Consider the following 16,892-nt stretch of genomic DNA (forward strand, 5'->3'; position numbering starts at 1 on the left):
GAGTGTGCGTGACCGCTGCTATGCGTGACGACTCGCGCAGCGAGCCGGAGGACGACGACTCTGTCGACGTCCGCTGGAACGACCGCGCCATGTTCGGCAGTTTTCGGGGTCTGCCCTGGTGGGCGGCGGTGCTCATCGCGTTCGTGGTGGCCATCGTCGGCACGTTCGTGGATGTCGGTTCGGCCGCGCAGACGGTGGAGTGGGTGTTCGCCGTCACGTTCTTCGTGGGGTGCGTCGGCGCGGTGGTGTTCGTCGAGCGGCGCTCGATGTTCGGCCCGATCGTCCAGCCGCCGCTGATCCTGGCGATCGTGGTGCCGATCCTGGTCGTGTTCACGCAGGGCATGCCGGACGGTGGGCTGGCGTCGGCGGGGCTCAAGCTGGGCAAGCCGCTGATCGACGGGTTCCCGGCGATGGCGGTGACGACGGCGTGCACCGTGATCCTGGGCATCGTGCGGGTGATGACGCAGAAGGACCCGAACCGGCTGACGAAGGACGAGATCCGCGAGGCCAAGCGCAAGCCGGAGAAGCCCCGTCGGCCGGAGCGCGGCGAGCGTTCGTCCGACCGCGCCGAGAAGCCGCAGCCGGAGGACCGCCCGAAGCGCCCCCGCGGTGAGGCCGCCGCAGACCGTCGACGTCCCGCTTCGGCTTCGGGCTCGGGCTCGGACGAGGACCGCCCCAAGCGCCCCCGCCCACCGGCCTCGGGCGCCAGTCCCGGCGACCGTCCCCGCCGCGCCGCCGCACCACGTGACGGCGGCAGCCGCCCCGCCCGCCGCCCCCGCCCGCCGCGCGACGAGGACTGACCCGGCCGATCCGTCCGCCCGCGGCCTCGGCCCGCCGCGTGACCTGCGCGACCTGCGTGACCGTGGATGACTCCGAGGTCAGATCAGGGCAGGTCAGGCCTCGTGGGCGAGTAGCCGGCGCTTCACGTCCACGCCCCAGCGGAAGTTGCCGATCGCGCCGCCCGTGCGGATGACGCGGTGGCAGGGGACGAACAGGGTGGCGGCGTTCCTGGCGCACGCGGTGGCGGCGGCTCGGACCGCTGACGGGCGGCCGGCCAGCAGGGCGTAGTCGGCGTAGCTGACGGGCTTGCCCGCCGGGACGGTGCGGAGGGCGTCCCACGCCTGCTCCATGAACTCGCCCGCGCGTTGGCGGACCGGGATGTCGGTGATCGCGTCCAGGTCACCCGCGTGATAGGCGCGGACGGCCCTGGTGACCGCGCCCAGGTCACGGTGGGTGGTGAGGGTGGTCGGGCGCAGTGACGGGGAGATCTGGGGGAGCAGGTCGTCCGCGCTCGCGGTCCAGCCGCTGGCCAGGACGGCGCCGTCCATGGCGACGATGGCGGTGAAAGGGCTGATCTGGGTGTCGATGGTCGACACGTGGCCGGTGCTCACGCGGTCCTCCTGAGGTGCATCGCGGCGTACGAGCGCCAAGGGCGCCACGCGATGTTGTCGCTGGTCAAAGGGATGTCCGGGGCGCCGAGAACGCGCATCACGACGTACGAGGCGACGTCCGGGCCGACGCCGGGGAACGCCGACAGCTCGGCGTGCAGCTCGTCGGCGTCACGGCCCACGTCGACCTTCAACGTGCCGTCGGCCAACGCCTGGGCCACCGGGGAGTCGATCGCCGAAGGGGACGGGTACAGGTGCGTCACCGGGCCGTCGGGCTGCTGCAAGGCCTCACCCGCAGTGTTGTGACCAAGGGCTCTGAGCAGGGTCTCCGCGCCGTCGACACTCCCCGGCAGCCGCACACCCGGCCGGGCCAGGACCGATGGGCGCAACGTCGGGTCGCTGGACAGGAAGTCGTCCACGGCCACCGGGTCGGCGTCCAGGTCCAGCAGCCGCCTCACCCGGCTCACGGCGCTGCCCAGGTCACGCAGGTCGGTCAGCCGCAGCGAGCACGAGACGTACCCCGCCGCCGGCTCCAGCCGCACGGTCGCCTGACCGTGCGGCAGGCGCAGCGAACGCGCGTAACAGCCATCCGTCACGTGCTCCACGCCGGGAATCGCGTGTGCCCGGAAGTACGCCAGCAGACCCGCCGCGTCGAACGGCGGCCGGTACGGCAGGCGGAGCGTGATGCGGCCCGCCGTGGTCGACGCCGCACGGGTCGAGCGCATCGCCGACGGAGTGGTCGCGAACACCGTCCGGATCGTGTCGTTGAACTGCCGCACGCTGGCGAAACCCGCGGCGAACGCGATGTCGCCGAACGACAGGTCCGTCGTTTCGATCAGCAACCTTGCGGAGTGCGCGCGGTGGGCGCGGGCCAACGCCAGCGGCCCGGCGCCCAGTTCGGCGGTCAGGACGCGGGTCAGGTGCCGTTCCGAGTAACCGAGCCGTGACGCGAGCCCCGGCACGCCCTCGCGCTCCACCACGCCGTCCGAGATGAGGCGCATCGCGCGGGCCGCCAGGTCGGCCCGGAGGTTCCACTCCGGCGAGCCCGGCACGGCGTCCGGCAGGCACCGCCGGCACGCCCGGTAGCCGGCGGACTGGGCGGCGGCCGCGGTCGGGTAGAACTCGGCGTTGCGGCGCTTCGGCGTCACGGCGGGGCAGGACGGGCGGCAGTAGATGCGGGTCGTGCGCACCGCGAGGATGAAGCACCCGTCGAACCGGGCGTCGCGGGCGGCGACGGCCCGGTAGGCGCGTTCGTCGTCGAGGAGCATGCCGACCACTCTGCCAGGGGCGGGAGGTGTGGTCTCGCGGGAATCGGACACGGCGTCGGGGGCGCGTAGACTCACTCACCGTGAGTTTGACCCTCGGCATCGTCGGCCTGCCCAACGTCGGCAAGTCCACCCTGTTCAACGCCCTCACGCGCAACGACGTGCTGGCGGCGAACTACCCGTTCGCGACCATCGAGCCGAACGTCGGCGTGGTGCCGCTGCCGGACGCCCGCCTCGGCAAGCTGGCGGCGATCTTCGGCTCCGAGCGCGAGGTGCCGGCGGTGGTGTCGTTCGTCGACATCGCGGGCATCGTGAAAGGCGCGTCCGAAGGCGCGGGCCTGGGGAACAAGTTCCTCGCCAACATCCGCGAGGCCAACGCGATCTGCCAGGTCATCCGGGTGTTCGACGATTCGGACGTGGTGCACGTCGACGGTCGCGTCGACCCGGTCAGCGATATCGAGACGATCAACACCGAGCTGATCCTGGCCGACCTCCAGACGCTCGAGAAGGCCGTGCCGCGGCTGGAGAAGGAAGCCCGGACGCAGAAGGACCGCCGTCCCGCGCTGGAGGCGGCGCAGAAGGCGCGCGACATCCTCGACGGCGGCCGCACGCTGTTCGCCGCGCAGTCCGAAGTGGACGGTTCGCAGCTGCGCGAGCTGAGCCTGCTCACCGCCAAGCCGTTCCTGTACGTGTTCAACGCCGACGAGGCCGTGCTCACCGACGAGGCGAAGCTCAAGGAGCTGCGCGAGCTGGTGGCGCCCGGCGACGCGGTGTTCCTCGACGCGAAGGTCGAGGCGGAGCTGCTGGAGCTGGACGAGGAGTCCGCCGCCGAGCTGCTGGAGTCGATCGGGCAGCACGAGCCGGGCCTGCACGCGTTGGCGCGCGCCGGTTTCCACACCCTCGGCCTCCAGACCTACCTGACGGCGGGCCCGAAGGAAGCGCGGGCGTGGACCATCCCCAAGGGCGCGACCGCGCCGCAGGCGGCCGGTGTGATCCACACGGACTTCGAGCGCGGCTTCATCAAGGCCGAGGTGGTCTCCTTCGACGACCTCGTGGAAGCCGGCTCCATGGCCGCCGCGAAGGCCGCGGGCAAGGTGCGCATGGAGGGCAAGGACTACGTCATGGTCGACGGCGACGTGGTGGAGTTCCGCTTCAACGTGTGACCGGTTCTAGCGACCGTTCGGCCGCGTCGAGGAGTTCCTTGTAGGTGAGCACCTCGACGCGGCTGGATTCGGCGGTCCGGATGCGGAACACCTCGTTGATCGTCGTTTCTGTCACCTTGGGTTCGAACTCGGGATGCCCGATCAGCACGATTGCGTTGGCCCGGCGGGTGTCGACGGTGTGGTCGGCGAGGATCTGCTGCCGGTTCTCGTCCAGTCCGACGAGGTAGTTGGACGCTTGGCTGATGGCCTTGTCGACTTCGGCGCTCACCACCCATGAATTCCGGTATCGCGTCACCACCGGCACCTTGGCCTTCTTCAACTCGATCACGCACAGCGACCCGTCCGGCCGGACGAGGGGGATGTCCACTTCATCACCCTCGACGAATCGCCGACGGCGGGCTTTGCCGACATAACGCCCGCCGAAGATCCACAGCTGTCCTTCGAGCACCTTGTGGATCTCCGGCTCGGACGAGCGCGGGTCCTCCACGACCGCCCGAAGCTCGGCCAAACCCTCCTGGCGTCGCTTCAGCTCCGCGGCTTGGAGCAGCACTTTGCCGGTTTCATCCGAAGCGAGCACGGCCAGCGCGTCAGGGCTCATGGCGATCCTGCGGCCAGCCGCGTCCACGTCCTCGATGTCGACGCGGTCGGCGAGCACGGCCTTGATCCACTCGGCGGTTTCGGCTCGACCGCGAACGAGCCGGTACCTGCCGGGGCGGTCCTCCGGCGCGTCCATGAAGGGCAGTTCCTGTCGGAACCCCTGCACATGGGCCAAGAGTTCGGCACCGGTCGCGGAAGGGGTCTCGGCGAGGAACTTGCCGCCGACCCCGATCCAGTACTCGATCGATGCCTCCAAGGACCTGACGACGAATTCGAGGTCTATGTCGCTGCGCTTTTTCCGGAAGAGCGGGTACCGGTCCTCCATGTCCTGTTTGAATGCGCGGCCCTCGGCGTAGTCGATGCCGTCCCGGAGCCGTTGCGTCACCTCGTCGCCCTCGACGGGCTCCGCAGTGGTCAATGCCACTTGCAGCAACTTGACGAGCTGGCGGCCACCACGGAAGGGCGACTTGCCGCTGTTGATGTGGCGCAGCACGTCGATGACGGCTTCTCGGCCGGTTTCGGTGGCGCAGAGGTCGCGAGCCTGCTCCACCATGATTTCCAACGTCCAATCGGATCTCACGCTCATGGACAGGAGTCTTCAGTACGACCTCGGGGCCGATGTGCCGAATGAACTGATCCCGCTATTTGATCTTGCTACCAGAGTGGTAGCATTGTTGGTATGGCGATGACGTTGCGGCTGTCCGACGAGCAGGAACGCGCGCTCGCCCTGCTCGCCGAGGCGGACGGGGTGAGCAAGCACGAAGCTGTGGTGCGCGCCATCGCCGACGCCGCCGCCCGCCGGGTCCGCGAGGACCGGGTCCGTGCGCTCTCCCTCGAGGGACGTGAGCGGTACGCGTCGTTGCTCGATCGTCTGGCTCGGTGACGGTGGAGTACCTGACGCTGGAGGACCTGCTGGCGTTGGCGGACGACCTGGGTGTGCCCAAGGTCCGTGACGTGGGCCTGCTCGACTCGGCCGCCCACCGGCCCCGGTCGTCGCTGATGGGGCAGGACGCCTACGCGGGCGTGCACGAGAAGGCCGCCGTGCTGCTGGAGTCGATCCTGCGCAACCACCCGCTGATCGACGGCAACAAGCGGTTGGGGTGGATGGCGGCGTTCGTGTTCTGCGGGCTGAACGGGATCGACCTGGACGCGCCGGAGGACGACGCGTACGACCTGGTCATCGCGCTGGCGACGAGTGAGATCGGCTACCCGGAGGCCGCGGTCCGACTGTCCGCGTGGACCAGGCCGGACACCACCCCGCCGCGCGGCCCCGCCGAGTTCCGCTTCGACGCCTGACGGTCGGCGTCACAGGTTCGACTGGATCTTCGCCAGGTCGATGTCGATGTCGAACGGCACCGAGAGGTCGAGCGAGTCGCGGAAGATGCCGGTGGGGGCGTAGGACTTGGTCGGCTTGTCCAGTTCGTAGACGTGCGTCGTCCGCGAACCAGCCTTCCTCGCGTGGCGGCCACATCCATTCGGGCACGGGGGCTCAGCCCGGACAAGATTTCCATCGCCCGTGAACGCTAGGCGGCGGGCGGGTGCCGAGGTAAGTGCGCGTTGGCGTGGCCTGGGCACGGCTGCGGACCGTGGGTCCGCGACGGCGTTGGACGTGAACAAGATTCGGGGCGGTGCGCTCAGCGCACCGCCCCGAGGTACTGTGCTGTGTCGTCAGCGCACGTGGTTGCGGCTGTGGCGGGCCAGGGCGAAGACGCCCCCCGCGGTGGCCAGCATGGCCAGTGCGGCGAAGATGAACACGACGATGTCGGCGGTCATGCGATTTTTCCCCTTGCGTTGATCTCCCACTCGTCTTGACGCCTGGGTACCCGGTTTCGTGGCCCGACAGTCGTGCAATTCACACGATCGTGGAGGTAGAGGGTGGGACTGCGTGCACTTGAGGGGCGGGTGCTCGCCTTCGCGCCGTGGGTGTTCGGCCTCTCCCTGCTCGGACACCTGGCGATGGTCGCCTTCCAGACGAAGATGACCATGGTGGACCTGATGGTCTACCGGAACGCCTCACCCGAGCTGTTCACCGGTCTGCTCTACGAGTGGCGGCTCAAGGAGTTCTCCGACCAGTTCGCCCTCCCCTTCACCTACCCGCCGTTCTCCGCGCTCGTCTTCGTCCCGCTGTCGTGGGTCCCGTGGGGCGCGGCGCGGTGGTTCTGGCAGCTGGTCAGCCTCGCCTGCCTGTGGTTCATCACCCGCAAGTCGTTGCAGCTGGTCGGCAGCAACGACCCGCGCCGCGCGCTGCTGTGGGCCGGCCTGTTCATCTGGGTCGAACCGGTCCGCACCACGCTGAACTACGGCCAGATCAACCTGGTGCTGGCGGCCCTCCTGCTCGGCACGATGGTCAGCGCGCAGAGCTGGAAGCAGGGCGCGGGCGTCGGGATCGCGGCCGGGTTGAAGCTCACGCCCGCGATCTCCGGGCTCTACTTCCTGGTCACCCGCCGGTACAAGGCGGCGGTGTGGTCGGCGGCGGCGTTCTTCGGCACGGTCGGGCTCGGCTACCTGATCTCGCCGAGCCAGTCGAACGAGTACTGGTTCCACCTGCTCGGCGACGCGACGAGGGTCGGCCCGGTCGGCAGCGCGATCAACCAGTCGCTGCGCGGCGCGCTGTCCCGCACGGTCGGCTACGACGTGGAGACCGGGCCGGTCTTCCTGGCCGGGGTGGCGGCGGCCGTCGTGCTCGCCGGGTTCGCCCTGCACGCGGCGGTGAAGGCGAAGGACACGCTGGCGATGATCGTCACCGTGCAGTTCCTCGGCCTGCTCGTCTCGCCGATCTCGTGGAGCCACCACTGGGTGTGGGCGGTGCCCGCGCTGATGTGGTTGATCTACCGGGCCGGGCACCGGCTCGCGACCGTCACGGCGATCGCGTGGCTCCTGGCCATCGGCAGCTACCTGATCTCGTTCCTGCTCAGGGTCCAGCCGTCGATCTGGATCATCCCGCGCCCCTGGTACTACTCCGCGCTCGGCTGGGTGTACCCGGCGGTGGGCGTGCTCACGCTCGTCACCATCGCCGTGGTGCTGAGGCAGCCCGCCCAGGAGAAGTCGGCCCAGGAGAAGTCGGCACCGGACAAGTCGGCGAGGGGGAAGTCACAGGAAGACGTCGAGCACCCCGTCGATCTCCTCCGCGAGTGACACGTCCAGCGTGGTGATCCCGCCGCTGGCGTGCGTGCTGCACCGGAACGTCAGCGTGCGCCAGCGGATGTCGATGTCGGGGTGGTGGTTGTCGTTCTCGGCGATCTCAGCGACCCGGTTCACCACCTGGAGGGCCTGCGCGAAGCTCTCCAGCTCCACCGTGCGCACCAGCGCGGCGTCCTGGGCCTTCCACGAGGGCAGTGAGGTCAGTGCGGCGGTCACCTGGTCGTCGGTCAGCAGCTCGGCCATGGCCCCGATCGTCCCACCACGCGGGGTAAGCTGCCCGTTCACCACGGGAGTCCGGTGCTGCGCCGGGCTGAGAGGAAGGCGCGCGAGCCTTCGACCGTCCACACCTGATCCGGGTCATGCCGGTGTAGGGAGAGATGATGTTCCGACGTGTGCTGCCCGCCGTGACCGCGTTCGCGCTGCTCACGGCCTGTTCGGTGACCACTTCCGACGCGCCGCCGCAGGGCGAGCGGGTCGTCACGCTGGTGACGCACGACTCGTTCGCGCTGACCCCCGCGCTGCTGGAGCGGTTCAAGACCGGCACGGGCATCACGATCAAGCCCTTGGCCAGCGGCGACGCGGGTGAGATGACCAACAAGCTGGTGCTCACCAAGGACGCCCCGATCGGGGACGTCGCCTTCGGCGTGGACTCCACGTTCGCCTCCCGCGCCCTCAAGGAGGGGGTGTTCGCCGAGTACGCGAGCCCCGAGGCGCAGAAGGGCGCGCAGCGCTACCAGCTCGACCCGCCGAACCGGCTGCACGCGGTGGACGTCGGTGACGTGTGCCTGAACATCGACGTGGCCGCGTTCAAGGACATCGGCGAGCCGAAGCAGTACGCCGACCTGGCCGACCCCAAGTACAAGGACATGCTGGTGGTCGAGGACCCGGCCACGTCCTCGCCGGGCCTGGCGTTCCTGCTCGGCACCATCGCCGCGTTCGGCGAGGACGGCTGGGCGGACTACTGGGGCAAGCTCAAGGCGAACGGCGTGAAGGTCGTCAGCGGCTGGGAGGAGGCCTACACCCAGGACTTCTCCGGTTCCAGCGGCAAGGGGCCGCGCCCGATCGTGGTGTCCTACGCGTCGTCGCCGTCGGCGGAGATCGGTGACGACGGCACGCCGCGCACCAAGGCGCTGCTGGACACCTGCTACCGCCAGGTCGAGTACGCGGGCGTGCTGAACGGCGCGAAGAACCCCGACGACGCCGAGAAGGTCGTCGACTTCCTGCTGGGCGAGGAGGTCCAGGCCGACGTGCCGGGCCAGATGTACGTCTACCCGTCACGCGAGGGTGTCGCGCTGCCCGAGGCGTGGACGAAGGCCGCGCCGCTGCCGGCCACCGCGCGGTCGCTGCCCGCCGCCGAGGTCGACGCGAACCGCGAGCGGTGGGTGCAGCAGTGGCGCACGTTGGTCCAGGGCTGAGGTCGCGTGCGGCACTGGGCCCGGGGCTGACCTGGTCGCTCGCGGCGCTGCTGCCGCTGGCGTTCCTGGGGGTGTTCTTCGCCTGGCCGGTGCTGGCGATCGTCGCGCTCGGCCTGGGCGAGGACGGTGCGCTGCCCGTCCTGGCCCGCGCCGACACCTGGGACCTGGTCGGGTTCACCCTCGGCCAGGCCGCCGCGGCGACGCTGTTGGCGCTGGTCACGGGCATGCCGGTGGCGTTCCTGCTGGCCCGTTGCCGGGTGCGCGGCGCGGGGGTGGTGCGGGCGGCGGTGATGGTGCCGTTCGTGCTGCCGACGGTCGTGGTGGGGCTGGCGTTCCGGGCGTTGTGGCCGGACGGCGGGGTGCTGCCGATCGTGCTGGCCAACGCGTTCTTCAACGTCGCCGTGGTCGCCCGCACGGTCGGCGGCCTGTGGGCGCGTGTCGACCGGCGTGCGGAGGACGCGGCGCGCGCTCTGGGCGCGTCACGCGTCCGCGCCTTCACGTCCGTCGTGCTGCCCTCGTTGGCCCCGGCGATCGGGTCGGCGGCGTCGGTGGTGTTCCTGTTCTGCGCCACCAGTTTCGGTGTGGTGCTGGTGCTCGGCGGCGCACGCCACCGCACCCTGGAGACCGAGATCTACCTGCGCACGGTGCAGCTGTTCGACCTGTCGGGCGCCGCCGCGCTGTCGCTGGTGCAGTTCGCCGCCGTGATCGCGGTGCTGGTCATCGGCGGTCTGGCCCGGCGCAAGCGGGAGAAGGCGTTGCCGCTGCGGATCGAGCCGCCGCGTCGTCCGGCGGGCGGCGAGCGGGGCGTGGTCGTGGCGGCCTGGCTGGTGGTGTCGGCGCTGCTCACGCCGGTGGTCGGGCTGCTGGTGCGGTCCTTGGCCACCGAGGACGGCTGGAGCTTCGCCGGGTACGCGGCCCTGGCCGGCACGGGGGAGCGCGGCACGCTGGCGGTGTCCGGGCTCGACGCGGCCCTCAACTCCGTGCGCACGGCGACGGACGCCACCGTGGTCGCGCTGCTGGTCGGCGTGACGTCGGCGGTGGTGCTGGTGGGCCTGCGACGGCACCGCTCGTGGTTCGCGGAAACCCTCGACACCGCGCTGATGCTGCCGTTGGGTGTGTCCGCGGTGACGCTCGGCTTCGGGTACCTGATCACCATGGACGCCCTGCCCGGCGATTTCCGCACGTCACCGCTGCTGGTGCCGTTGGCCCAGGCGCTGGTGGTGACGCCGCTGATCGTGCGGATCGTGCTGCCGGTGCTGCGGGCCGTGGACGAACGGCTGCGGCAGGCGGCGGCGACGTTGGGCGCGAGCCCGTGGCGGGTGTGGCGGGAGGTCGACTTCCCGTTGGCGTCGCGGTCGCTGCTGGCGGCGGCCGGGTTCGGGTTCGTGGTGGCGCTGGGGGAGTTCGGCGCGACGAGTTTCCTGGCCCGGCCGGACGCGCCGACGTTGCCGGTGGTGATCGCCCGGCTGATGTCGCGGCCGGGGGAGTTGAACAGCCAGATGGCTTACGCGGCGTGCGCGTTGCTGATGGTGGTGACCACGGTGGCCGTGCTGGTGATCGAGCGGTTGCGGGTGCCGAGCGGCGGGGAGTTCTGATGTCGTTGCGCGTCAACGGGTTGAGCGTCCGGTACGGCGACGTGACGGCGGTGTCCGATGTGGACTTGGGCATCGCGGACGGCGAGGTGGTCGCGCTGCTCGGGCCGTCCGGGTGCGGCAAGTCGACGTTGCTGCGCGCGGTGGCCGGGTTGGAGCCCGTCGGTTCCGGGGTGGTGTCGTGGGACGGGGTGGACCTGGCCGGGACGCCCGTGCACCGGCGGGGTTTCGGGTTGGTGTTCCAGGACGGTCAGCTGTTCCCGCACCGGGACGTGGCGGGGAACGTGGCGTTCGGCCTGCGGATGCACCGGGTGGAGCGGGAGGCGCGCGAGAAGCGGGTGGCCGAGCTGCTGGAGCTGGTCGGTCTCGCGGGGTACCGGAAGCGGCGCGTCACCGAGCTGTCCGGCGGCGAGCAGCAGCGGGTCGCGCTGGCCCGTGCCCTCGCGCCCAGGCCCAAGTTGTTGTTGCTGGACGAACCGCTGTCCGCGCTGGACCGGGCGTTGCGGGAGCAGTTGGCGGTGGACCTGGCCCGGCTGCTGCGCGAGACGGGTGCGACGGCGTTGGTGGTGACGCACGATCACGACGAGGCGTTCACGCTGGCGGACCGGGTGGCGGTGATGCGCGCGGGACGGATCGTGCAGGTCGGCGTGCCGACGGAGGTGTGGCAGCGCCCGGCGGACGTGGAGACCGCGCGGTTCCTGGGGTGCGGCAAGGTGCTGCCGGCCTCGGTGGCGCGGGCGTTGGTGGGCGTGGACGCGCGGGTCGGCCTGCGGTCCACCGCGTTGCGCGTCGACCCGGACGGCACGATCGAGGCCGAGGTGCTGGAACGCGTGCACCGCCGTGACCACGTGCGGTTGTTGGTGCGTCTGGACGGTGAGGAGTTCGAGGCGGTGGCGCCGGTCGCCGAGCCACCGTCGCCCGGCGACCGGGTCACGCTGTCCGTGGACCACGACGGGGTCGCGGTCATCGGCTGAGGTCGCGGTCCAGGGCGTACTCGACGTCACCGTGTTCCGCGCCCTCGATGTAGTCCGGCCACTCCACGTCGGCCCGTGACACCGGCTTGCCGTCCTCGATGTACCGCATCACCCGAGGCTCGCCCAGCAGCCACGCCAACGAGTCCACATCGGACTCGACGAACTCGCGCAGCGCCAACCGCTCGGTCTCCGGGAACACAGACCTCATTGCCCCGGGACGGGCAAGCCGATTGCCCCGGCTAGTTGTCCTTGGTGGCCAACCGCATCGCCGCCAGCGACAGCCCGATCACGATGTAGCACCCCGCCAACGCCGTGCTGCGCCACAACTCCTCGGTCGGCAACGGGTCGCGCATCACGTCGACCAGGCCGTTCCAAGCCGACGTGATGAGGTACGGGTGCAGCCAGTCCAGCGCGCTGAACACGCCCAGCACCGCGAACACGATCACGCCCGCCATCGTCGCGGCCATCACCACCAACGGGTGCTCGGTGCACGCCGAGATCGCCATCGCGACCGCCGCCACACCCCACACCTGCACGGTGACCAGCAGGATCGTCAACACGATCCGCCCCAGCGCCGCACCGAACGACAGCGTGGAGCCGGACAGCGTGAGCATCCCCTCGCCACCGAACAGCACCGCGCCGGTGATCGCGCCCACGACCGCGATCAACGTGACCGCGACCAACGACATGGTGGCCACGCCGAACGCCTTGATCCCCAGCAGCCGGATCCGGCCGACCGGCGACAGCATCAACCCGCGCAACGTGCCGTGCTGCGCCTCACCGGCCAGCCCGTCGGCCGCCCAGATCGCACCCACCAGCGGCAGGAGCAGCGGCAGCGCCAGGAACAGCGTGAACACCGGCAGCACCAAGCCGTTGCCCGCGATGATCCCGGCCAGACCCGGACCCGCCGGCCCGTCGCCGTCCACCGCGAACCACAGCCCGATCCCGGCCAGGATCGGCACCAGGCACAGCGACGCGAGCCCGATCACGGTCCGCGGCCGACGCAGGATCCAGCGCAGCTCCGAGCGCAGTTGCCTGCCCAGCGGCGCGCGCGTGGCGACCAGCGCGCTCATCGGGTCCCCTCCTCGATCGTGTCCACCGCGGACATGTTGTGCTCGGACTCCTCGGCCTCGGTGAGCCGCGCGAACAGGTCCTCCAGGCCGGTGCGGTGCCGGCGCGCCTCGTGCACCGCGACCCCCGCGTGCACCAACGTCTCCAGCACCACGGGCGCCGTCGTGCCGATCAGCTCGACCCGGACGCCCTCCTCGATCGGACGTGCCGAGATCCGCCCGGCGCGCAACGCGTTCAACGCGTCGTCCACGTCCGGCGTGACGATCAGCAGCGAACTGCTGTCCGCGTGCAGCAACTCGGCCAGTTCCCCTTGCGCGACAACGGTTCCCCGGTGCAGCACGGCCACGTGCGTGCACGTCGCCTCGATCTCGCTGAGCAGGTGCGACGACACGACGACCGTGCTGCCCGACGCGTGCAGGTCCGCGATCACCTTGCGCACCTCGCGGGTGCCCGCCGGGTCCAGGCCGTTGGTCGGCTCGTCCAGCACGATCAGCTTCCGCCGCACCAGCAGCGCCGAGGCCAGCCCCAGCCGCTGCTTCATGCCCAGCGAGTACCCGCGGTAGCGGCGGTGCGCGGCGGCGCCGAGGCCGACCCGCTCCAGCGCGTCCTCCACGGCCTGCCTGATGTCACCGGTGGCCAGCAGCGGTTCGAACGCCGCCGCCCGCCGCAGGTTCTCCCGGCCGGACAGGAACGGGTGGAACCCCGGACCCTCGACCAGCGCGCCCACGTGCGGCAACGCCTCCGCGACGCCGTCGGGCAGCGCCTTGCCCAGCAGCTCGACCTCCCCCTCGGTCGGCCGCACGAGCCCGAGCAGCATGCGGATCGTGGTGGTCTTGCCCGACCCGTTCGGGCCGAGCATCCCGAGCACCGCACCGTGCGGCACGTCGAGGTCCACCCGGTCCACCGCGACCGTGCGCCCGTACACCTTGCGCAGTCCCCGCGTCCGGGCCGCGAAGACCGGGGTGGAGCCGGCCGCCGAAGCGGCCGACTCCACCCGTGCGCTGGTCGAGGTGGTCACTTGACCTGGCCGATCGCGTCGACCAGCACCTGCTCCGGCACCGCGCCCACGGCCACCCGGCCGTCGTCGGCGATCAGCACGCCGCCGACCCGCGTGGTGATGAGCGTGCCCGAGCCCCAGGTGCCGCTGAGCGGCTTGCCCAGCTGCTTGAGCAGGCCCTGGACGTCCACGTCCTGACCTTCGCGCTCCTCCCACCGGCGGTTCTCACCCTGCTGCTCCTGCTGCTGGGCGAGGCCCGTCAACGCGTCCTGCGACACGCGCGCGGCCAGCACGGTGTCCCAGCCCTCGCCGATGACCTGCGTGTTCGCCTCGGTGATCGCCTTCTCGGCGGCGGCCTTCTCCTCCGCCGACGGCTCCTCGACCTCGGGCTCGGTCACCTTCGCCCCGGCGGGCGGGGTGAACGCGAACAGCGACGCGTCCTGCGGGCCGACGTTCAGGTCGGAGAACCCGACCTGCACGGCGGGCGCGTCCGTGCCGTTGGTCAGCACGGCCACCCGCAGCGGTACCCGCAGCTCCGAGTCGACCGCGACGCGCACCTCGCGCAGCACCGTCTTCTCGGTCGGCTTCGGGGTCAGCACCAGCTCGTACACCGGCCGGTTCGCGACCCGCGCGGTGCCGTCGACGGTGACGTCGCTGTACTCCTGGACCGCCGCCACCACCTGGCGCGACAGCGTCACCGGGTCCGTCGGCGCGGCCTGCTGCTCACCGGGCTTCAGCTCCGGCTTCCGCTCCTCGAACGAGCCGTGCGGCAGCTTGGTCACGGTCTGCTCGGCCGAGTCCCACAGCCACGCGGTCTCGCCGTCGTCGACGAACGTGCGCTCCGAGTCGCCGTTGGGCAGCTGCACCCGCAGCTTGCCCGTGCCGTCGGTCCACATCCGCACCGTGCTGGCGCCGTCGGACAGCTGCGGAACGCCCGCGACGGACGGGATGCCCAGGTCGTTGTTCACCGCGACCGTGCCGCCGAACGCGGCCGGCTTGGCGCCCAGCACCGACTCGACGAGCGCCTCGGCGCTGACGTCCGGCAGCACCGGTGCGGGCCCCGCGCCGGCGGGCATCGCGAGCACCCCCAGCCCGGTGGCCCCGGCGACCACACCGACCGCCGCCGCCACAACGGTCACCCTTCTCCGGTTCATGACCCCTCCTCCTACCGGGCAGCCCCTTGCGACCCGACAACCCAGACACTCCTCCGGCGGCCCTGAGATGGCGCTGAGAGCCTGAGAGCGCACTGAGACTCCCGCGCCGATTGTCCCTCCGACCGGGCATGCTGTGGGCGTGAGACCACGGGTGTTGGTTGTGGACGACGAAATCGGCGTACGACGCGCGCTGGAACGCGGCCTGACCGCGGAGGGCATGGAAGTGGTCACCGCCGCCGACGGCCCCAACGCGCTGCGGGTGGCGTTGACCGGCGCGTTCGACGTGGTGCTGCTGGACATCATGCTGCCCGGCCTGTCCGGCTACCGGGTGTTGCAGCGGATGCGGGCGGAGGGCGTGCGCACGCCCGTGCTGATGGTGTCGGCCAAGGACGGCGAGGTCGACCAGGCCGACGGCCTCGACCTCGGCGCCGACGGCTACCTGGTGAAACCGTTCTCGTTCGTGGTGCTGGTGGCGCAGGTGCGCGCGTTGTTGCGGCGCAACTCGGCGGACCTGGCGCGCCGCAGGCTCAAGCTGGGCGACCTGGTGGTGGACCGGGCGATGCGCGAGGTGAGCTGGGCCGGTGAGCAGGTCGCGCTGTCGCCGCGCGAGTACGCGGTGCTCGACGTGCTGGCCAGCCGGGCGGGATCCGTGGTGACCAAGGACGAGCTGCTGCGCACGGTGTGGGGCGACGAGCAGGCGGCGACCCGCAACGCGGTCGAGGTGTACGTCGGCTACCTGCGGCGCAAGCTCGACGCGATGGGCGCGGGCGAGGTCGTGCGGACCGTGCGCGGCCACGGCTACCTGGCGTCCACGCCCGACCTCGACGCGGCGCTGGGTTCGGCGGGGACCAGGCGCAGGTGAACCCGCGCCGGTGGTGGCTGCGGCGGACGCTGCGGTTCCGGATCACCGTCGTGGCGACCGGCGTGGCCCTGCTGTGCCTGCTGGCGTTGACCCTGCTCGCCCCCCGTCTGATCGGGTTCGTGCAGGTCAGCGCGGTGGACTCGGAGCTGGCCAGATCGGGGAACATGCGCGTGCTGGACACCGCCGGCAACCCGTTGGACGGCGGTCCTCGGCCGGACCTGACGACGGCGGACATCCGGCGGCTCAAGGCCGGTGAACCCGTGCTGCGGATCGACGGGTCGAGCGCGCACCGGTGGATCGGGCGGGTGGAGTTCACGGCCGACGGCACGCCGCAGCTGCACGTCGCCGGTGACACGCTCGTCGGCTACCAGGAGGCCAACAGCCTCGGCACGCGGTGGCTCGCGGTGGCCGCGGTGCTGGTCGCGGGCCTGGTGGGCATCGCGACGTGGCTGGCCGTGCGGTCGTCGTTGCGGCCGGTGGAGCGGATGCGGGTGGCCGCGGCGGAGCTGCCGCGCGGTCAGCGCCTGCCCGTGCCGGCCGCGCGGGACGAGCTGCAAGCGCTTGCGGAGGCGTTGAACGCCCTGCTCGCCCGGCGCGACGAGGCCACCGAACGGCTGCGCCGGTTCACCGGTGACGCCGCGCACGAGCTGCGGTCACCGGTGACGTCCGTGCGGGCGCAGGCCGAGGTGGCGGTGGCGCACCCCGATCCGGACTTCTCCACAGAGGTGCTGGAATCGGTGGTGGAGGAGTCGGTGCGGATGTCCGCGCTGGTCGACGCGTTGCTGATCCTGGCGCGTGCGGACACCGGCGAACTGCCCCGCGCCGAGCCCGTCGACCTGGTGTTGCAGGCGCAGGCCGCGGTGGACCGGTTGGGGGAGACGGACCTGCTGGTGCAGATCGCCGCGCCGATCAGCGCGTGCCTGATCTCGGCCGCCGGGACCGAGGTCGAGCTGGTGCTGGACAACCTGCTGCGCAACGCGGCCCGTTACGCCCGCACGTTCATCCGGATCTCGGTGCTGCCGGCCGCGCGTGAAGTGCGGCTGCTGGTGGACGACGACGGCCACGGCATCCCCGAGGAGCACCGGGACAAGGTGTTCGACCGGTTCTACCGGGTCGAATCGGACCGCGGACGTGCCACCGGCGGGTTCGGCCTGGGGTTGGCGCTGGTCGCGCACCTGGTGCGGCGGCGTCGCGGCACGATCCGGGCCGGCGAGTCGCCCGAGGGCGGTGCCCGGCTGGAAGTGCGCTGGCCGCTCTACCGGTGAGGGCCGCG

General features: G+C 71.3%; 18 protein-coding genes and 2 pseudogenes. 10 read left to right on the forward strand and 10 right to left on the reverse strand.

Translation table 11 applies throughout. The features are described from left to right. Positions 1 to 8 precede the first annotated feature (8 nt). Positions 9 to 800 (forward strand): DUF6542 domain-containing protein, encoded by a 792-nt coding sequence (locus FM051_RS29660; protein WP_238412738.1) that lies wholly within the window; start codon positions 9 to 11, stop codon positions 798 to 800. Between the two features lie 93 nt (positions 801 to 893). On the opposite strand, the gene FM051_RS29665 is transcribed toward FM051_RS29660, so the two are convergent. Next, a complete protein-coding gene (locus FM051_RS29665) occupies positions 894 to 1,391 on the reverse strand; it encodes a methylated-DNA--[protein]-cysteine S-methyltransferase (protein ID WP_158849089.1) in 498 nt (165 codons plus the stop codon). After that, positions 1,388 to 2,656: an AlkA N-terminal domain-containing protein gene (locus FM051_RS29670; protein ID WP_158849091.1), complete on the reverse strand. Its 1,269-nt coding sequence runs from the start codon at positions 2,654 to 2,656 to the stop codon at positions 1,388 to 1,390. Before FM051_RS29670 ends, FM051_RS29665 begins: the two co-directional genes overlap by 4 nt. An 80-nt stretch (positions 2,657 to 2,736) precedes the next feature. Between FM051_RS29670 and ychF the strand changes: the two genes are divergently transcribed. Then, complete coding sequence (ychF, locus tag FM051_RS29675; RefSeq protein WP_158849093.1) at positions 2,737 to 3,816, forward strand: redox-regulated ATPase YchF; 1,080 nt, start codon at positions 2,737 to 2,739, stop codon at positions 3,814 to 3,816. Here ychF and FM051_RS29680 read toward each other — a convergent pair. After that, the gene (locus tag FM051_RS29680; protein ID WP_238412755.1) at positions 3,806 to 4,966 is read right to left on the reverse strand and encodes a Shedu immune nuclease family protein; all 1,161 of its coding nucleotides are present in this window, start codon (positions 4,964 to 4,966) and stop codon (positions 3,806 to 3,808) included. The two genes, ychF and FM051_RS29680, sit on opposite strands and share 11 nt — an antisense overlap. Positions 4,967 to 5,092: 126 nt before the next feature. On the opposite strand from FM051_RS29680, the gene FM051_RS29685 reads away from it, so the two are divergent. Both FM051_RS29685 and FM051_RS29690 read left to right on the forward strand, forming a co-directional pair. Beyond that, positions 5,093 to 5,296, forward strand: a complete 204-nt coding sequence (locus tag FM051_RS29685; protein ID WP_158849097.1) for a CopG family transcriptional regulator — start codon at positions 5,093 to 5,095, stop codon at positions 5,294 to 5,296. Beyond that, positions 5,293 to 5,709: a type II toxin-antitoxin system death-on-curing family toxin gene (locus FM051_RS29690; protein ID WP_158849099.1), complete on the forward strand. Its 417-nt coding sequence runs from the start codon at positions 5,293 to 5,295 to the stop codon at positions 5,707 to 5,709. The genes FM051_RS29685 and FM051_RS29690 overlap by 4 nt, the downstream gene beginning before the upstream one ends. A 9-nt stretch (positions 5,710 to 5,718) precedes the next feature. Here the strand turns inward: FM051_RS29690 and FM051_RS50770 are convergent, their stop codons facing one another. Further along, positions 5,719 to 5,988, reverse strand: a complete 270-nt coding sequence (locus tag FM051_RS50770) for a hypothetical protein (RefSeq protein ID WP_202919078.1) — start codon at positions 5,986 to 5,988, stop codon at positions 5,719 to 5,721. Between the two features lie 348 nt (positions 5,989 to 6,336). On the opposite strand from FM051_RS50770, the pseudogene FM051_RS29700 reads away from it, so the two are divergent. Next, a pseudogene (locus FM051_RS29700) lies at positions 6,337 to 7,410 on the forward strand (mannosyltransferase); the annotation flags it as partial. Here the strand turns inward: FM051_RS29700 and FM051_RS54050 are convergent. Next, positions 7,368 to 7,490 (reverse strand): annotated as a pseudogene (locus FM051_RS54050) (hypothetical protein); the annotation flags it as partial. The pseudogenes FM051_RS29700 and FM051_RS54050 sit on opposite strands and share 43 nt — an antisense overlap. Before the next feature lie 13 nt (positions 7,491 to 7,503). Beyond that, positions 7,504 to 7,797 (reverse strand): 4a-hydroxytetrahydrobiopterin dehydratase, encoded by a 294-nt coding sequence (locus FM051_RS29705; RefSeq protein WP_158849103.1) that lies wholly within the window; start codon positions 7,795 to 7,797, stop codon positions 7,504 to 7,506. Positions 7,798 to 7,934: 137 nt separating this feature from the next. On the opposite strand from FM051_RS29705, the gene FM051_RS29710 reads away from it, so the two are divergent. The 3 genes from FM051_RS29710 to FM051_RS29720 are packed head-to-tail and all read left to right on the forward strand — an operon-like array spanning position 7,935 to position 11,535. Then, positions 7,935 to 8,969 carry a thiamine ABC transporter substrate-binding protein gene (locus tag FM051_RS29710; RefSeq protein ID WP_158849409.1) on the forward strand — a complete coding sequence of 345 codons (1,035 nt, stop codon included), beginning with the start codon at positions 7,935 to 7,937 and terminating at the stop codon, positions 8,967 to 8,969. Then, the gene (locus tag FM051_RS29715; protein ID WP_420803633.1) at positions 8,945 to 10,564 is read left to right on the forward strand and encodes an ABC transporter permease; all 1,620 of its coding nucleotides are present in this window, start codon (positions 8,945 to 8,947) and stop codon (positions 10,562 to 10,564) included. Before FM051_RS29710 ends, FM051_RS29715 begins: the two co-directional genes overlap by 25 nt. Next, positions 10,564 to 11,535 (forward strand): ABC transporter ATP-binding protein, encoded by a 972-nt coding sequence (locus FM051_RS29720; protein WP_158849105.1) that lies wholly within the window; start codon positions 10,564 to 10,566, stop codon positions 11,533 to 11,535. Before FM051_RS29715 ends, FM051_RS29720 begins: the two co-directional genes overlap by 1 nt. Here the strand turns inward: FM051_RS29720 and FM051_RS29725 are convergent. The 4 genes from FM051_RS29725 to FM051_RS29740 are packed head-to-tail and all read right to left on the reverse strand — an operon-like array spanning position 11,525 to position 14,757. Next, complete coding sequence (locus FM051_RS29725; RefSeq protein ID WP_158849107.1) at positions 11,525 to 11,743, reverse strand: GNAT family N-acetyltransferase; 219 nt, start codon at positions 11,741 to 11,743, stop codon at positions 11,525 to 11,527. The two genes, FM051_RS29720 and FM051_RS29725, sit on opposite strands and share 11 nt — an antisense overlap. A gap of 31 nt (positions 11,744 to 11,774) precedes the next feature. Then, positions 11,775 to 12,608: an ABC transporter permease gene (locus FM051_RS29730; protein ID WP_158849109.1), complete on the reverse strand. Its 834-nt coding sequence runs from the start codon at positions 12,606 to 12,608 to the stop codon at positions 11,775 to 11,777. Further along, positions 12,605 to 13,624 (reverse strand): ABC transporter ATP-binding protein, encoded by a 1,020-nt coding sequence (locus FM051_RS29735; RefSeq protein ID WP_158849111.1) that lies wholly within the window; start codon positions 13,622 to 13,624, stop codon positions 12,605 to 12,607. The genes FM051_RS29730 and FM051_RS29735 overlap by 4 nt, the downstream gene beginning before the upstream one ends. After that, positions 13,621 to 14,757: a LolA family protein gene (locus tag FM051_RS29740; protein ID WP_158849113.1), complete on the reverse strand. Its 1,137-nt coding sequence runs from the start codon at positions 14,755 to 14,757 to the stop codon at positions 13,621 to 13,623. Before FM051_RS29740 ends, FM051_RS29735 begins: the two co-directional genes overlap by 4 nt. 139 nt (positions 14,758 to 14,896) lie before the next feature. Between FM051_RS29740 and FM051_RS29745 the strand changes: the two genes are divergently transcribed. Both FM051_RS29745 and FM051_RS29750 read left to right on the forward strand, forming a co-directional pair. Next, on the forward strand, positions 14,897 to 15,619 hold the full coding sequence (locus FM051_RS29745; RefSeq protein WP_158849115.1) for a response regulator transcription factor: 723 nt from the start codon (positions 14,897 to 14,899) through the stop codon (positions 15,617 to 15,619). Then, positions 15,616 to 16,884 (forward strand): sensor histidine kinase, encoded by a 1,269-nt coding sequence (locus FM051_RS29750; RefSeq protein ID WP_158849116.1) that lies wholly within the window; start codon positions 15,616 to 15,618, stop codon positions 16,882 to 16,884. Before FM051_RS29745 ends, FM051_RS29750 begins: the two co-directional genes overlap by 4 nt. Positions 16,885 to 16,892: the final 8 nt, after the last annotated feature.

The organism is Saccharothrix deserti, from assembly GCF_009769385.1.
Lineage (GTDB): Bacteria > Actinomycetota > Actinomycetes > Mycobacteriales > Pseudonocardiaceae > Actinosynnema > Actinosynnema deserti.

Coding starts and splice junctions, on each gene's coding strand:
- FM051_RS29670 (WP_158849091.1), bottom strand. CDS start 2,656: ATGCTCCTCGACGACGAACGCGCCTACCGGGCCGTCGCCGCCCGCGAC.
- FM051_RS29680 (WP_238412755.1), bottom strand. CDS start 4,966: ATGGTGGAGCAGGCTCGCGACCTCTGCGCCACCGAAACCGGCCGAGAA.
- FM051_RS29685 (WP_158849097.1), top strand. CDS start 5,093: ATGGCGATGACGTTGCGGCTGTCCGACGAGCAGGAACGCGCGCTCGCC.
- FM051_RS29705 (WP_158849103.1), bottom strand. CDS start 7,797: ATGGCCGAGCTGCTGACCGACGACCAGGTGACCGCCGCACTGACCTCA.
- FM051_RS29710 (WP_158849409.1), top strand. CDS start 7,935: ATGTTCCGACGTGTGCTGCCCGCCGTGACCGCGTTCGCGCTGCTCACG.
- FM051_RS29720 (WP_158849105.1), top strand. CDS start 10,564: ATGTCGTTGCGCGTCAACGGGTTGAGCGTCCGGTACGGCGACGTGACG.
- FM051_RS29725 (WP_158849107.1), bottom strand. CDS start 11,743: ATGAGGTCTGTGTTCCCGGAGACCGAGCGGTTGGCGCTGCGCGAGTTC.
- FM051_RS29730 (WP_158849109.1), bottom strand. CDS start 12,608: ATGAGCGCGCTGGTCGCCACGCGCGCGCCGCTGGGCAGGCAACTGCGC.
- FM051_RS29740 (WP_158849113.1), bottom strand. CDS start 14,757: ATGAACCGGAGAAGGGTGACCGTTGTGGCGGCGGCGGTCGGTGTGGTC.